The 13,710-nt window shown below is 59.5% G+C and carries 15 protein-coding genes; 7 read left to right on the forward strand and 8 right to left on the reverse strand.

All coding sequences use genetic code 11. The annotated features are described in order from the left end of the window. Position 1 precedes the first annotated feature (1 nt). Entirely contained in the window at positions 2-925 is a 924-nt protein-coding gene (locus ACTJJ6_RS06825; protein ID WP_048795758.1) for a DUF7916 family protein, read from the forward strand. Here ACTJJ6_RS06825 and ACTJJ6_RS06830 read toward each other — a convergent pair. Next, complete coding sequence (locus tag ACTJJ6_RS06830) at positions 922-1,920, reverse strand: methyltransferase (protein ID WP_440801538.1); 999 nt, start codon at positions 1,918-1,920, stop codon at positions 922-924. The genes ACTJJ6_RS06825 and ACTJJ6_RS06830 overlap by 4 nt on opposite strands. A 352-nt stretch (positions 1,921-2,272) precedes the next feature. Between ACTJJ6_RS06830 and ACTJJ6_RS06835 the strand changes: the two genes are divergently transcribed. Beyond that, positions 2,273-2,665: a hypothetical protein gene (locus tag ACTJJ6_RS06835; RefSeq protein ID WP_004939596.1), complete on the forward strand. Its 393-nt coding sequence runs from the start codon at positions 2,273-2,275 to the stop codon at positions 2,663-2,665. Positions 2,666-2,738: 73 nt separating this feature from the next. On the opposite strand, the gene ACTJJ6_RS06840 is transcribed toward ACTJJ6_RS06835, so the two are convergent. Then, the gene (locus ACTJJ6_RS06840; RefSeq protein WP_206195445.1) at positions 2,739-3,539 is read right to left on the reverse strand and encodes an alpha/beta fold hydrolase; all 801 of its coding nucleotides are present in this window, start codon (positions 3,537-3,539) and stop codon (positions 2,739-2,741) included. A gap of 237 nt (positions 3,540-3,776) precedes the next feature. Between ACTJJ6_RS06840 and ACTJJ6_RS06845 the strand changes: the two genes are divergently transcribed. The 5 genes from ACTJJ6_RS06845 (at position 3,777) to ACTJJ6_RS06865 (ending at position 9,268) form a co-directional block, all read left to right on the forward strand. After that, entirely contained in the window at positions 3,777-4,532 is a 756-nt protein-coding gene (locus ACTJJ6_RS06845; RefSeq protein ID WP_033633818.1) for a CDP-diacylglycerol diphosphatase, read from the forward strand. 168 nt (positions 4,533-4,700) lie between these two features. Continuing rightward, a complete protein-coding gene (locus ACTJJ6_RS06850; RefSeq protein WP_080350166.1) occupies positions 4,701-5,225 on the forward strand; it encodes a MarR family winged helix-turn-helix transcriptional regulator in 525 nt (174 codons plus the stop codon). Then, positions 5,222-6,553 carry a c-type cytochrome gene (locus tag ACTJJ6_RS06855; protein ID WP_240429731.1) on the forward strand — a complete coding sequence of 444 codons (1,332 nt, stop codon included), beginning with the start codon at positions 5,222-5,224 and terminating at the stop codon, positions 6,551-6,553. The genes ACTJJ6_RS06850 and ACTJJ6_RS06855 overlap by 4 nt, the downstream gene beginning before the upstream one ends. A 16-nt stretch (positions 6,554-6,569) precedes the next feature. Continuing rightward, positions 6,570-7,022, forward strand: a complete 453-nt coding sequence (locus tag ACTJJ6_RS06860; RefSeq protein WP_049299480.1) for a (2Fe-2S)-binding protein — start codon at positions 6,570-6,572, stop codon at positions 7,020-7,022. 2 nt (positions 7,023-7,024) lie between these two features. Beyond that, positions 7,025-9,268 (forward strand): xanthine dehydrogenase family protein molybdopterin-binding subunit, encoded by a 2,244-nt coding sequence (locus tag ACTJJ6_RS06865; RefSeq protein WP_151254844.1) that lies wholly within the window; start codon positions 7,025-7,027, stop codon positions 9,266-9,268. 38 nt (positions 9,269-9,306) lie between these two features. Here the strand turns inward: ACTJJ6_RS06865 and ACTJJ6_RS06870 are convergent, their stop codons facing one another. The 6 genes from ACTJJ6_RS06870 to ACTJJ6_RS06895 form a co-directional block, all read right to left on the reverse strand. Next, entirely contained in the window at positions 9,307-9,609 is a 303-nt protein-coding gene (locus ACTJJ6_RS06870) for a hypothetical protein (RefSeq protein ID WP_004939584.1), read from the reverse strand. Beyond that, a complete protein-coding gene (locus ACTJJ6_RS06875) occupies positions 9,606-10,241 on the reverse strand; it encodes an AAA family ATPase (protein ID WP_015377071.1) in 636 nt (211 codons plus the stop codon). The genes ACTJJ6_RS06870 and ACTJJ6_RS06875 overlap by 4 nt, the downstream gene beginning before the upstream one ends. A 272-nt stretch (positions 10,242-10,513) precedes the next feature. Continuing rightward, positions 10,514-10,855 (reverse strand): HNH nuclease YajD, encoded by a 342-nt coding sequence (gene yajD / locus ACTJJ6_RS06880; protein WP_004939576.1) that lies wholly within the window; start codon positions 10,853-10,855, stop codon positions 10,514-10,516. 54 nt (positions 10,856-10,909) lie between these two features. After that, on the reverse strand, positions 10,910-11,371 hold the full coding sequence (locus ACTJJ6_RS06885; protein ID WP_049299482.1) for a GNAT family N-acetyltransferase: 462 nt from the start codon (positions 11,369-11,371) through the stop codon (positions 10,910-10,912). Positions 11,372-11,425: 54 nt separating this feature from the next. Further along, positions 11,426-12,319, reverse strand: coding sequence for a LysR family transcriptional regulator (locus tag ACTJJ6_RS06890; protein WP_015377073.1), 894 nt, complete (start codon positions 12,317-12,319; stop codon positions 11,426-11,428). Between the two features lie 59 nt (positions 12,320-12,378). Continuing rightward, positions 12,379-13,563, reverse strand: a complete 1,185-nt coding sequence (locus ACTJJ6_RS06895; protein WP_033633813.1) for an MFS transporter — start codon at positions 13,561-13,563, stop codon at positions 12,379-12,381. Positions 13,564-13,710: the final 147 nt, after the last annotated feature.

Genomic DNA, 13,710 nt, shown 5'->3' on the forward strand with positions numbered 1-13,710 from the left:
CATGAAACGGTATCTGGACTGCAGCGCCAGCGATCTGGCCGATATCGGCAAAGCCGATCTGCTCTACGCCATACGCGCCAGCGAAGGGCGCATTTTGGTCAGCGAAACCATCGCGGTCACTCAGCCGCTGCTCAATAACGTCACCAATGCCGAACTGGCGGCCAGTCAGGGCGCCGATCTGTTGCTGTTGAACCTGTTTGACGTCGATCGTCCGCATATCGCGGGCCTGCCCGCCGACGTGCCGCCGCAGGAGGCGCTGCGCACGCTGCAGCGCCTGACCGGGCGGGTGATCGGGGTGAACCTGGAGGCTGTCGATCCGGCTTTCGCCACCGAACATAACGACTTCTGGCAGATGACGGCGGGCCGCGCCGCCACCGCCGAAAATGCCCGTAAACTGTATCAACTCGGCGCGCGCATGCTGGTGCTGACCGGCAACCCGAACAACGGCGTCAGCAATCAGGCGATCGCCGCCGCGCTGAAAGCGATCCGCGATGAAGTGGGCGACGAGATGGTGCTGGTGACCGGCAAAATGCACGGCGCGGGCATTGTGCGCGAAAGCGGCAGCCAGCTGATCGGCGAGCGGGACATCGCGCTGTTCGTGGAAAACGGCGCGGACATCGTGCTGTTGCCGGCGCCGGGCACCATTCCCGGCATGTCGCAGGAGAAAGTGGCGGCGTTGATCGCCTTTGCCCAGCGGCAGGGCGCGCTGGCGATGACGGCGATCGGCACCTCGCAAGAGGGGGCCGACGTGCAGACCGTGCGGCAGATTGCGCTGATGAGCAAAATGGCCGGCGCCGATCTGCATCATATCGGCGATACCGGCTATTTGGGGTTGGCGCTGCCAGAAAACATCTTCGCCTACAGCGTGGCAATTCGCGGCGTGCGCCATACCTACAGCCGCATGGCGCGATCGGTTAACCGTTAAGTCAGGGGTTTTTGCGCCGTGACGATGCTGAAATAGCCGAGCGACGGCAGCACCTGAGCGGGCCCGAAGCCGATGTCGCGCAGCAGGCCGCCGATTTCCTTGCCGGAGTATTGGCGGCCCTGCGTCCATCCCATCATCATCAGGCTGTACCCCGCGGCGGCAGGCGGGCCGTCGCCGTCATCGTTGTACAGCACTTCGTGGATCACGATCCTGCCTCCGGGTGGGAGGGCCGCATAGCTCTTTTGCGCCAGGAAGCGGTTCTTGTCCATCGGCCAGTCGTGGAAAATATTGGAGTACAGGTGCAGGTCCGCCGCCGGGTAGGGATCGCGCCACATATCGCCGCTGTGGGTGCCGATGCGGTGGCTGAGGCCGTAATGGCGTGCGTAGTCGGCGGCGAGCGGGCACACCTCCGGCAGATCGAACACGGTGCACGTGAGCGCCGGCCAGTGGGCCGCCAGGCTGATGGCATGGGCGCCGGAGGCGCCGAGGGGCAGCAACGTAGGCCAAACGCTGGCCGATCCCATGCTCAGGCTGTGCATGGCGTGGGTAAAACGCCGCATTCTGTCGGCGTCGAGCGTATGCGTTTCAAACAGCTCCTGCTCGCCATACACCTGCGAAGTATTCTTTCTGATGGCGCTTTCCAGGTTTTGCAGCGTGAAAATCTCGCTGTTTTCAATCATCAAATCCCAAAAATAGCCGAAGTAATGCGGGTTGTTTTTTAACAAAAAGATTTCCGCTTCCGGCGTCAGAGAGAATGTTTCTCCGTCTCTGGCGATCAATTTCAATGCCACTAACGCCATGACCAGCGTCTCCGCCGGGCGTTTTTCCACATTGGCCTGAGCGCATATATCGGTCAGATTGCGGGGGTGCAGAGCAATAAACTCAAAGATGCCCAGGCGGTGCGCAATAAGCGCCGCCGGATAGAGATATAAATTCATCGTGATATCGAGAATGGTTTTGTCGTCGCATTGCGGCGGCCGGACGGAATGGTTCATGCGGCTCTCCTTCCCCTAAGGCGTGGCGCGTCTTAACAGGCTATGCCACGCCTGTGGTTTTAGCAAAGGGCGAGGGCGCGATTGACCGCAGATCAACGCTTCCGTTGTAAATAATTCCCTGTGAGACTATTTTAAATTGAATTGGGTGCGGTTAATGTCGCGCGTAAAAAACTGACGCCGGGCGGAATAATAACCCCATCATGCATTTTTATTTTGTTGGAGGTTAACTTAATCACAGTTATTAACGCATCAGGGTTGTGTTAATCTGAGTCGCCGTTATACCGTACCGACATTCACATTATTTTTGTGAATAATTCAAAGCTAAATAATTCATTATTAAAACGAGATAACAATGAAAAAGAGCATTCTGACCGGCATGATTGCCGCGACTCTGGGCCTGTTCAATACCGCTAATGCCGAAGGGATGGATCCTGCTGCATTGAAAAACGTCTATGACATTACGCGTAATACCAGCGGGCTAATGTCTTACTGCGTCGATAAAGGTTTCCTGAAAGCGGACAGCATCGACAACGCCAAGAAAATGGTGGCCTACGTGGCGGCGATCCCCGGCGGTGTCGACACCCGCGACGGTGACAAGCGTGAAGCGATGGGCCGTGAAGGCAATGTGCTGAACGACGACGGCAAAGTGGTTGCGTTGGAAAAGGAAGCGCCACAGGGTCTGCAGACATGGTGCCAGCAGGCTGACGAAGGGATCCGCCAGGGTCTGACGTCTATTGGTCAATAAACGCCGGATGTAGCCTCCCCCTCCCTAAGGCTTCGTCTGAAGGGAATCTCCGGGCCTGACGGCCCGGAGAATCTCACCAAAACAGCGGAGTGGTGTTTTCAGCCAAAAACGCCAGCAGCGTTTCGTTGACCGCCGTCGGGTTTTCTTTGTTGCTGATATGGCCGGCATTGGGGATCAGCACATGCCGACAGCCGAGAAGATCCGCCATGCGCTGGCCCTCCGTCGGCGGACGCGGTTTATCCTGCGCGCCGGTGATGACGATGCTGGCGGCGGTGATGTTTTCCAGCAGCGCCAGCTTGTCGGGGCGGCCGAAGATCATCCGGCCCAGCGGCACGATGCTCTCGCGCAGGCGCTCGGCGGGCAGGCTCTGCAGATGGGCCAGCAATGGCTGCGACAACGCATCGGGTACTTCGTCGGAATAAAACTGCGCGGCGATGTACTCCAGCAGCGGTGACGTGATGGCGCCGGCCTGTTCCACGGCGGCCAGCATGCCCATATAGCGCTGCCGAGCCTCCGGCGTTTCGTCGCCCAGGTAGCTGTCCAGCAGCGCCAACACTTTCACCCGCTCCGGCGCCAGCGCCGCCAGTTCCGCGCCCCACATGCCGCCGACGGACAGGCCGACGATGCCGAACTCTGCAATATCCAAATGATCCATCAGCGCCAAATGATCGGCGGCGATATCCGACAGGCTGCTTCGCCCAGGCGGCAGCGCCGGGGAGTCGCCGTGTCCCCAGAGATCAGGCACGATCAGGCGGTAGCGTTTGGCCAACGCCTCGAACTGCGGTGCCCACATGTTCAGATCGAACAGATAGCTGTGGCCCAGCAGCAACGGAAAGCCTGAGCCCACGTCGAGATAATGCAGGGATTTGCCCATCGTTGGCATCTTATCGGTTCCTTATATAAAGAGAGTCCGGCTGCTTATATCACACTCATATTCAACCTGCGGTATTAATTTACCTTAAATTACTCAGGTGGGCGTGGTTTTTTTAATTTGCATTGCTAACAAGACGTCAATAAAAGGTGACGTTAAGGCTAATATTTTGGTGGTGGGCGGAGCCTTGGTTTATGCTGTCGCTTCTTTCAAGATGGAATAGGTAAACAGGGAGTCGCGATGAAAAGACTTTTCAGACTATTAATTATTTTGCTTGTCATTTTGCTGCTGGCGGCGGTGCTGTGGTGGTTCTTCGGGCGCGGTAATCCGAATGCGCTGTGGCAAATCGTCAGCCAACAGTGCGTGCCCAATCAGCAGCAGAACAACGATCCGGCGCCCTGTTTAAAGGTTGATTTAACCGAGGGTTATGTGCTGTTTAAGGACAGCAAAGGCCCCTATCACGATCTGGTGATGCCGACCGAAAAGGTCAGCGGCATCGAGAGTCCGATATTGCAAGCGGAGCGAACGCCACCTTATTTCGCCCAGGCCTGGAATAACCGCGAACATATATCCAGCGAGCTGGGTAAACCGTTAAAAGACGCATGGGTTTCTCTGGCGGTCAATTCAAAATATGGTCGCTCTCAGAATCAGCTGCATATTCACGTTGCCTGCTTGCGGCAGGATGTCTATAACGCGCTGGGGCAGCAGGCGGAACAATTAGATCAACAGTGGCGGCCGCTGGCGGTGAAATTGGTCGGCCACCAATATCTGGCCAGAAAATTGGCGGGCACCGATTTAACCCAGGAAGATCCTTTCCGTTTACTGCAGAACTATGTGGTCGAGCAGGGCGACAGCATCGGCAATTACGGCCTGGCGCTGGCGGTCAGCCCACAGGGCGAGATGCTGCTGTTGGCGAACCGTTTGAAGCTGACCGATCTGAACCTGGGCTCGGCCGGCGAAATTCAGGACTACCGGTGCGAGGTCGCGGGGAACTGAGTTTTTCTTATCGCTCCCCGTCGTTGGGGAGCGTATGTCGTGCGATACGAACTAACCAAATGTATTAACTCCTTTTTATTTTATTCTCCCTCATCTGCTTGATCCTGTCATAACGTCCGATCTATTATTTGTTTGCACAAGCAAATAAATAATCGAGAGCCATCTGATATGTCTCAACCACGCAAACTTCCTGCTGCACTGGGCATCCATCTGGATGTCACCAACCGTCTATGGCGCACGGCGATGGACCAGTCGGTGAAAATGACCAATCTGACGCGCCCGCATTGGCTGGCGCTGAGTGCGATTGCCGATCTGGGGGATGGCTGCACGTTGAAAGACGTTTCGCAGCATTTGAACGCCGAAGTCTCGACGATGTCGCGCGCGCTGCTATTTCTGGAAAAAAACCGGCTGATCGCTCGCGATGCTCTGTCCGAAGATAAGCGCGCCAAAGGGGTGAGAATGACCGAGGCCGGGCAGGAGATGCTGGCGCAGTTGGATCATTCCAGCCAGCAAGCGAGGGAAAAACTGCTCAACGGCATTTCGGCCAACGATCTGGAGGCTTTTTACCGCGTATTGTTTGGCATCAAGCATAACGCGATAGCGATGCTCGAACAGGAAAATCTGTTGCCGGACGAGTTTGCGCTGCTGGCGGAGGAGCGAGCGGGTGCGATGAAGCCGGAAGGTGAAGCGTGAACGGCCGCTGGCGGAGAGCACAACAGCTGTGCGTTATCGCGTTGGGGATCTTCTCCTGCCCGGTCTTCGCCAGCCAGAATGACCAACAGGTCATCGCACGCGGAAAATATCTGGCTACCGCCGCAGATTGCGCGGCTTGTCACCGCGGCAGCAGCCAACAGGACGCCCCCTACGTCGGCGGTTATGCCATCGCTTCGCCGATGGGCGACATCATCGCCAGCAATATCACGCCCGCCAAGGGGACCGGCATTGGCGACTACAGTGAGCAAGAGTTTCGCCGCGCGTTGACGCAAGGTATCCGGCGGGACGGCCAACCCTTGTATCCCGCCATGCCCTATACCGCTTATCGGGGGTTGAGCGATGACGATCTGCACGCGCTGTATCGTTATTTTATGACCGGGGTCGCACCGGTCGATCGTGCGGTGCCTGAGACCCAACTGACGTTCCCTTTTTCCTGGCGTTATGCGATCCACGGCTGGAACTGGCTGTTTCTGGAAAAAGCGCCCATCGATGAAGATGAGAAAAAAGCGCGGGGTCGCTATCTGGTAGATGTTTTGGGGCATTGCTCGGCGTGTCACAGCCCGCGTAACGGGCTGATGGCGGAACGCCGCGATCGCTATCTGGCGGGAGGGGAGGCCGGCGGTTGGATCGCGCCGAATATCACCTCGGATCCCGTCAGCGGCATCGGCGGCTGGAGCCGGAAAGAGTTGGTGCAGTATCTGCGTACCGGGCGCAATGACAAAGCCCAGGCGGCCGGCGGCATGGCGGAGGCGGTGGAGCATAGCCTGCGTTTCCTGAGTGACGACGATCTCAACGCCATCGCCGACTGGCTTAAACAGACTCCGCCGATCGTCACCGTGCAAGGAACGAAAGCAGCCTATCAATACCAAGGGGGCGGTGAAGGCCGTGCAGCCGGGCAGGTGCTGTATGCCGCTGCCTGCGCTAGCTGCCATCGCCTGGGCGGCGAAGGCGCCTATGACGGCCATTTCCCTGCTTTGACTCACAATTCCACCGTAGGCAGCGAGCGGGTCAATAACCTGATCATGGTGATGCTGCATGGCGTGCAGCGCCAGGGAGAGACGCTGCAAACCTGGATGCCGGGATTCGCCGATAGCCTGGATGACCGACAACTGGCCGAGTTGGGCAACTATGTATTGCAGCAATTCGGCAATCCGGCAGTCAGGATAACGCCGGAGCAAGTGGCTCGGCAGCGGGCGGGCGGTGAAAAACCGCTGTTGATCGCGTCATTGCCTTATGTGTTCTGGGGCGGTGTATTGCTGGCATTGATCGTCATCGGGGCGTGGGTGAAACGTCGGATGAAGCATTGATCTAAGAGAGGATGGCATGAAGTTCAATCTGAACGGCCAGGCGGTCGAATTTAACGGCGAGCCGGATACGCCGCTGCTATGGGCGATCCGAGAACATTTTAAGTTGACCGGCACCAAGTTCGGCTGCGGTATCGGCGCCTGTGGCGCCTGTACGGTACATGTCGACGGTAAGGCAGTGCGTTCATGTTGCTATCCGCTGCAATTGGTGCGCGATCGGCAGGTGACCACCATCGAAGGGTTGTCCACCGATCGCAGTCATCCGGTGCAGCAGGCCTGGATTGCGGAGGATGTGCCGCAGTGCGGCTACTGCCAATCGGGCATGATCATGGCGGTCAGCGCACTGCTGGCGGAACATCCGAGGCCGGACGATCGGCAGATAGATACGGGCCTGACCAATCTGTGCCGCTGCGCCACTTACCACCGTATCCGTGCGGCGGTGCACCGCGCCGCCGACAAGGGAGAACCCTGAGTATGGCGATCACCCGCAGAACCTTGTTAAAAGGCAGCGCGTTGGCGGTGGCCGCCATGCTGCTGCCGATATCGACGCGCAGCCTGGCGGCCGTGGTTTCACAGGACACGGTGCCTCCGGACAACCAGTATGAATTGAACGATTGGATCTGGATCGATCGTGAAGGGCGCATCGTCATCGGCGTGTCGCAATGCGAGGTCGGGCAGGGGATTTATACCGGCCTGGCCGAAGTGGTGGCGGCGGAGATGGATGCCGATTGGGCGCAGGTGACGGTGAAATTCGTCACCGGGCGTGATGCTTACCGTCAGGTTGCCGGGGGCGAGGCTTTCGCGCAGTTTGTCGCCGCTTCAACCTCAATGACCAAATTTTATCAGCGCACCCGGCTGGCCGGCGCACAGGCGAGAGATTTCTTTCTGCGCGCCGGCGCAAAACATTTCGCGCTTTCACCGCAGCAGTGCCGCACGGAGAAAGGCTGGGTGCTTGAGGAGGGCGGGCAGCGCAAGATCGCCTATGGCGATCTGGTGCGCTATGCCGCCGAGCTGCCGTTGGATCCGCAGCCTGCTTTAAAGAGCGAAGCGCAAGAGCAAGAGAGTCTCATCGGCAAGCCGCTGTTGCGGGTCGATACGCCGGAGAAAGTGGACGGCAGTGCGATTTACGGTATCGATATCGATCTGCCGGAGATGCTGATCGGCGTACCCTGGATGGTGCCCGACCTCAGCGGAAAGCTGGTCGCCGTGCGTAATGAACGGCAGATTCGGGCCATGCCGGGCGTGGTGGATCTGGTGCTGACCCGGCAGTGGTCGATGAACAACATGGTCGGATTGGATCACGATATGTCACTCAATACGGTGATCGTGGTGGCGGCGAGCTACTGGCAGGCCAAAAAGGCGGCGGATTTGCTGGAGGTCGACTGGCTGCCGGGCGCAGGGCAAGCGCTGACCGGCAGCGCGATTGCGGCGGAGAATCTGGCGATGCTGGACGGCGATACCTTGGTGCCGGCGGTCGATCGCGGCGAGGCGTCGGCGTTGATTCATAACGCTGAGCAGGATTCGCGCCTGCATGAGGCGCGTTACAGCGCGCCTTATGTGGCGCATGCCACCCTGGAGCCTTGCAACGCCACCAGCCATTATGAAGAGGGCCGTATCGAAACCTGGGGCCCTTTCCAGGGGCAGGACATGGTGCGCAACGTTCTGGCGAAAATGTTCGGGCTGAAGCCGACGGATGTGGTGGTGAATACGACCTACCTGGGGGGCAGCTTTGGGCGCAAATATCTGCCGGATGCCGTGATGCATGCTACCGCCGCCTCCCGGGCGGTGGGGAAACCGGTCAAAGTGATCTATCCGCGCGAGATCGACATGCGGCATGAATACTATCGTCCGGCCTGCATCAGCCATTATCGGGCGCTGTTGGATGAAAACGGCTACCCGCAGGCACTGTGGGCGCGCTATGCCGGGCAGTCGCTCTTCTGGCAGATGCGGCGCGAAACGGTACACGAGGCCGGGGGATGGGATGAAAGTATGGTGGAGTGCGTTTACAGCACGCCGTATTGCATCCCTCATCTGAAAGTGGAGGCCGGCATCGTCGAACAGCCGATTTCCCTGAGCTATCTGCGCGGCGTCGGCAGCGTCGCCAGCCTGTTCTTTTTGGAAAGCTTTATCAGCGAACTCAGCCATAAGGCCAACCTGGACGAGTACCAGTATCGGCGGCATCTGTTGCAGGACACCCCGGAAGCGTTGCGCGTACTGGACGCCACCGCGGCGGCGTCTGGTTGGCAGCATGAACCGCCGCCGGGCGTTTATCGCGGGATGTCGTGCAATATTTGGGTTGGCCGCAATAACGCTTTCACCACTTACGTCGGTTTGGTGGTTGAAATCGCCATTCAGGAGGGGCGACTGCGGGTGCTCCGCGCGATATGCGCGATTGACTGCGGCAAGGTGATAAACCCGAATCTGGTGCGCGCCAACGTAGAGGGCGGCATCGGCTTTGCGCTGACCACCTGCCTGCACAGCGAACTGCATTTTGAACGGGGCGGCGTGGTGGAAGGGAATTTCGATCGTTATCCGCTGCTCGCGATCGCCGAAATGCCCAAGGTGGAAGTGGTGGTGCTCGACAGCGCGCGTGCGCCGCAGGGATGCGGGGAAGTGTCGACTGCGGTGGTCGCTCCGGCGGTGGCCAGCGCGCTGCATAAGGCCACAGGCAAAACCTATCGTACTATGCCGTTCCCGCGCCAGTTTTCATCCGTTTAACGGCCCGCCGGCGTGGTCAGCCGGCGGCTGCCGTGCGGTCAGAGTTTTTTCAGCAATGCCAGCAGCTGCGTTTCGCTTTTCTCCGCCAGCCCGTCGATGGCGAGCTTGATGATGTCGGAGCGGGTGATGCGCACGATGCCGTTGCGCGCCGCCTGCACGATCACCTCATCGATGGCTTCGATGTGGTTGTCCGTCAGGCTGACGGAAATCGCCTTATAGGTGCGCTTGCGGCCGGCCGGCTTGGCTTCCGGCGCGGGCGCCGCAACAGGCAACGTATGCGAGGTGGCGCTGTTGATGAATTCGTCTTCCGACATGCGGTGGGTGGGGGTGCGCTTCTTCACAGGATCACCTCTTTCACCAGGCATTCGATCTCGGCCTGCGCCTTTTCGTTGTTCGCCTCATGCACGGTGATGGCTTCGCCCCAGGCGTCGCGGTAAATTTTGCGATCGCACAGGCGGTGGCTCACCAGGGTGAATTCCGGGTATTCGCTCAGCACCTGCGCCGCTTCGTTGGCTTCATTAATGAAGATATTGGTCGGGCACATGTTCAGCACAATGTAACCTTTGACCTTCTCGTTGTATTCCTGCGCGGTGGAGAACATCTCCGACAGGTAGCCGATGGTGTCGAGATCCATCTGCGAAGGGCGCAGCGGCGAGAGGAACAGATCGGCGGCCAGCAGGCCGGAGCGCAGTTCGGCGCTGTCGCGGCCGGCGGTGTCGACGATCACGTAGTCGTAATGGCGATCGAGCTCCAGCAGCGTTTCCTTGATTTTGCCCGACGCGGCCACCACCGGAATGTGCGGCAGCCCCTCGACGTTCTGACGGTCGTTGTACCAGGTCATGATCGATTTCTGGTCGTCGGCATCGACGATGATCGCCGTCTTGCCTTGCTTAAGAATCAGATACCCGGCGATATTCACCGCTTTCGTCGACTTGCCGACACCGCCTTTTTGCGAGCCAATCAGAACAATCATGCTGCCATCTCTCAAGTTATTAAGCAGGTAACTTATTAAGTTAATGTGCTTATTAGGTTGATAATCAAACAGGTTAACAAGAACAACTCGCGAACAATATGCACCAACTGCGGCGGCTTGCCAAGCCAGTATGTCGTTAACTGTGCAGCTTATTTTGCTCTGGATGGCCCGGATGGGTAAGTAGGAATTCTCTGGGAAGTGGCGATGCGGAGGGGGGGGGTTATTAATTTAACAGCTTAATAAGTTAGTGACTCATTAAGCTGTTGTCGACATTATTTCTTCATCATCGCCTTCAGGTTGGCGAACGGGTTGTGAGTGGCGACGCCGATATCTTTTTGCGCATCTTCACCGGCCACCACCGTCGAACCGTATTGATCGGCCTCGGTGTATTTCGAGTGTTCGTGGTCGTGGCAATACAGGCACAGCATTTCCCAGTTGCTGCCGTCTTCCGGGTTGTTGCTGTGATCGTGATCGATATGGTGCACCGTCAGCTCGCGCAGGTTGGAATAAACGAATTCGCGTGAGCAGCGCCCACATACCCAGGGGAACAGTTTCAGCGCTTTTTCGCGGTAGCCGGTTTCCAGCTTCGCATAGTTTTTGGGGATATAGGCCATGGTGGTTGTCCGTCGGGAATCAATATGCGGCCAATAATACCACAGTGCGTGCGGCTACAACGTGCGGCTCATCACCGTGACGGTTTCACCGGCGACCTGGCGTTGCTCCAGAGGGCGCCAGCCGAGTTTCTGATACAGCGTCTGCTGGTCGGGCGTATACAGATACAGTTCGCTGATGCCCTGGGTTAGGCCGTGCTCGATGCAGCGCGCGATCAGGTTGCGGGCAATGCCTTGGCCGCGGTGCTGCGGGTGGGTAAAGACTTCGCTCAGCCAGTATTGGCGCTCCGGTTTATCTGTCAATTCATACCGCGTCAAACTGGCGGTGCCGACGATCTGTTGCTGCGGCGACAGCGCCAGCAACACGACGCCTTGGCTCTCGGGCGCACAGCGTTCAGCCAGCCGCCGGCTGATGGCGTCGCGGTTGCTCCACTGCGCAAAGGCGCCCCATTCCTGATGCAGTAATTCGGCCAGTTCGTCAATGCGCTGACGATGTGCAAGCAGCGGTTCGATATGCATGGTTTGCCCGTTTTTATTGTCCGTAAGAGAAGCCACTATAGCCGGGGCGATCGGTTAATGAAACGTCTCCACCGCCCAGTCGATGAACGCCCGCAGCTTGCCGCTGAGGTGGCGATTGGACGGGTAGACCACGTACATCTGCTCCGGCGGCGGCTGCCAGTCGTGCAGCAGGCTGACCAGTTCGCCGCGCTCGAGGTGCGGCTGCGCCATAAACCGATAAATCTGGATGATGCCTAATCCGGCCAGGCTCGCCGCCAGCAGCGCGTTGCCTTCATTGATGCTGACCGGGTAGCGCTGCTGGATGGCGATCTCTTTGCCGCGCTCGACATAGCGTTGCGGATGGATGCGGTCGTTGACCGGATGGCGGTAGTGCACCATCGGAAAGCCCTGTTCCAGATCGCACGGGTGGCGCGGGGTGCCGTGGCGCGCCAGATAGGCCGGGGTGGCGCAACTGACCCAGTCCAGATCGAACAGACGCCGGGCGATCAGGCTGGAGTCGGCCAATGGGCCGCTGCGGATCACGCAGTCGGCGCTGTCGCTGATCAGATCGATAACACGATCGCCGATGCTGAGATCGATTTGGATTTGCGGGTAGCGTTCCAAAAAGCCGGGCAGCGCCGGCAACAGCAGTTGGCGAGCGGTGCCGCTGCCGGTGTCGATGCGCAGCACGCCCTGCGGAGAACTTTGCGACTCGGTCAGGCAGCCCTCCATCTGCTCCAAATCCGCCAGCCATTTCACCGTATTTTGGTAATAGCATTCGCCTTCGCGGGTGACCGACACGCTGCGAGTGGTGCGCTGAAACAGCTTGGTCTGCAGGTGATCCTCCAGATTTTGGATCAGCTTGGTGACCGTCGCTTTCGGCATGCCCAGCGAATCGGCGGCGCGGGTAAAGCCGCCGGTTTCCACCACGCGGTTAAATACCCGGATAGCGAGCAAATGATGGTCCATAGGTTCTCAACGCCATGCCCCGGCGGTGGCCGGGGCATGTTTCTGCAGATAGATAATGATTAACACTGTTTAGCGCCAATCGCGCCGGAGCGCAAGCTGAGGCCGAACACCAGCGTGGCGGAGAGGATCAGCGCGCCGCCGAACAGCATGGCGCTGCTGACGCCCTGCCAGTCCACCACCTCGCCGCCCAGCAGCGCGCCGGAGGCCAGCGCGATTTGGATGACGCACACCAACAGCGCCTGGCCGGCTTCCGGCGCCTGCGGCACCGCGGCGAACATCCAGTTGGTGGCGCACACCGGGACGGCGCCAAAGGCCAGCCCCCACACCAGCACCATCAGCGTGGCGCCGGCGAGGCCGCTGAGCAGCGGCGAAACGATCAAAATGCCCGCCAGCATGGCGGCGATCAGAATAAAGGTGGCGCGCAGGCTGTATTCCCCCAGACGCTCGCCGAGGAAAGTGCCCAGCAGGCCGATGGCGCCATAGGCCAACAGCTGCAGCGAGATCGCCGACGGGCTGAGCACGAACACCTGCTGCAGCAGGGGCCGCAGATAGGTGTAGGCGGCGAAGTGGCCGATGAACAACAGCACGATGGCGATCAGGCCGATGCGCGCCATCGGCAGGCGCAGCGGCAGTACCAGATCGCGCGGTGTGACCGGCCGGGACGGTGGCACCGAGGTCAGCAAACGCAGCTGCGCCAACAGTACGCCGACCGCCAGCGCCGCACCGCCGAAGAAGGCGGCGCGCCAGCCAAACAGATCGCCGATCAGCGCCCCGGCCGGCACGCCGCACACCGCGCCGACCGAGATGCCGCTGAGGATCAGCGCGGTGGCGCGGCCCTGGCTGGCTTCCGGCACCAGATGGCGGCCGTAGTTGGCGGCGAACGACCAGAAGCCGCCGACGCAGATGCCCAGCAGCACGCGGCCCAGCAGCATCATCGGGAAGTTGACGGCCAGCGCTGCCACCAGGTTGGACACCATCAGCAGCAGCGACAACCCCAGCATCAGCAGGCGTCTGTCCAGCCGGCCGGAAGCCAGGCTCAATACCGGTGCGGCCACCGCCGCCACGATGCCGGGCATGGTGACCATCAACCCGGCGGTGCCGGTGCTGACACCGAGCGAAGGGGCGATGTTGGTCAGCAGGCCGATCGGCAGAAACTCGGTGGTGACCATGACAAAACAGGCGACCGTCAGCGAGAAGATCGCCGGCCACGGGGATGATGCAGGGTTATCTTTATTATTCAGCATAATGCCGCTCGTCTCAGGTGAATGCGCAGGCCGTGCGCGGGGCACGGTGTGACCGAAGTCACAATCTACGGCAGGTGCAAGTCGCGGATAAATCCATCTGCGGTGGTTACACTGTTTCTGAGGGGGAACAATCGCGGCGGCGAGTGA

The sequence above is a fragment of the Serratia sp. 22278 genome (assembly GCF_052045405.1).
GTDB lineage: Bacteria > Pseudomonadota > Gammaproteobacteria > Enterobacterales > Enterobacteriaceae > Serratia > Serratia marcescens.